This window comes from Psychrobacter sp. 1U2 (assembly GCF_051847575.1).
The window spans coordinates 1-1144 of record NZ_JBPYDC010000381.1 but is presented as its reverse complement, the minus strand read 5'-3'; the positions used below and the strand labels follow the sequence as shown (position 1 = coordinate 1144).

The following is a 1144-nucleotide window of genomic DNA, read 5'->3' as shown; positions in this document are numbered from 1 at the left end:
CAGAATGCAAGACTGTGAGCTTATTACCCTGATAATCAGGATAAATACGATATGCGAGTAGTTAATTCAAAAAGTTAATAATAAGCGATTTTTATATAAAATGACTCATCAAAGTCTGATGGCATAACTAAAAATAGCGTTAAATCATATTTATATGACCTAACGCTATTATAAGAACAAATGATGGGTAAATACTACCAGCGTATGGTAACCAGCTTTACACTATACCGATTTACCCAGTTGAGCCGCTTTTAGTGCATTCTCTTGTTGTTCTGCGACAATAGAATCGCATTTGTTGGGATCATTGCCACAAAACGAGCAGTTTTCATCACCCATTAATTTAGCAACACCGCCACAAGAGCCTCTAAGCGGCTTTTTTTTGACCATATAACCAATACCCATAAATACAAAAAACAGTATAAATACAGTAAAGGTAATAGCGAGCATAGGAAGCAGTTGGCTAAGCATAGAGGAAACCTCAAGTTTAGAAAATAGAGTTATCTTTAATGATAACTATCTAATAGTATAGCAAATTTTTACGCTTTGCGTTTGTTGTTAATACATTCTCAAAACACTACAACCAAAACTCAAGGCTGCTTATCAGCACGTAATGCTTGCATTGCAGAAGTCTGAACTACTTGCCAATCATCAATACTGTTTAGCGCATCATTATGCTCTACCCCATCAGCCAATACGACAAATAAGGCTGCTATATTTTGCTTTTCAGCAAGGCTTAATGCCTTTTCGTAAGGCATGGCAGTCAGTGCAGTTGCCCAAGCATCGGCAAGTGCAACTGAGTCAGCTGCTACTGTCACCGAAGGAGCACCACCAACAATAGGTTTACCCGTTGTAGGATCGATGGTATGACTATAGTGCTTACCATCAAATATGACGGAGTTGCGATAGTTACCAGAAGTTGCTATATGCATCTGATTATTGGTTTTTAGTGGTTGACGAATAGCCGTAATTGTTTGACGTTCGCTAACAGTACTGCCCTCAATAGGTGCATCAATGGCAATCTGCCACGGCTGCTGCTTATTGTTAACGCCAGAAGTCGCTATTTCTCCACCAATCTCAACCATATAGTTACGGATGTTGTAACGATCTTTGAGAACATCAGCAATGACATCGACACCGTAGCCTT

The 1144-nt window shown here is 39.2% G+C and carries 2 protein-coding genes; both read right to left on the bottom strand.

The features are described from left to right. Positions 1 to 222: 222 nt before the first annotated feature. Positions 223 to 468 carry a (Na+)-NQR maturation NqrM gene (gene nqrM, locus ACS8FD_RS15990; protein WP_299218936.1) on the bottom strand — a complete coding sequence of 82 codons (246 nt, stop codon included), beginning with the start codon at positions 466 to 468 and terminating at the stop codon, positions 223 to 225. A 119-nt stretch (positions 469 to 587) separates the two neighbouring features. Beyond that, a partial coding sequence (locus ACS8FD_RS15985) for an FAD:protein FMN transferase (RefSeq protein WP_439276572.1) occupies positions 588 to 1144 on the bottom strand: 557 nt, incomplete at its 5' end.

Bases quoted from the DNA above. Each gene is read 5' to 3' on its own strand.
- nqrM (WP_299218936.1), bottom strand. From the start codon at position 468: ATGCTTAGCCAACTGCTTCCTATGCTCGCTATTACCTTTACTGTATTT.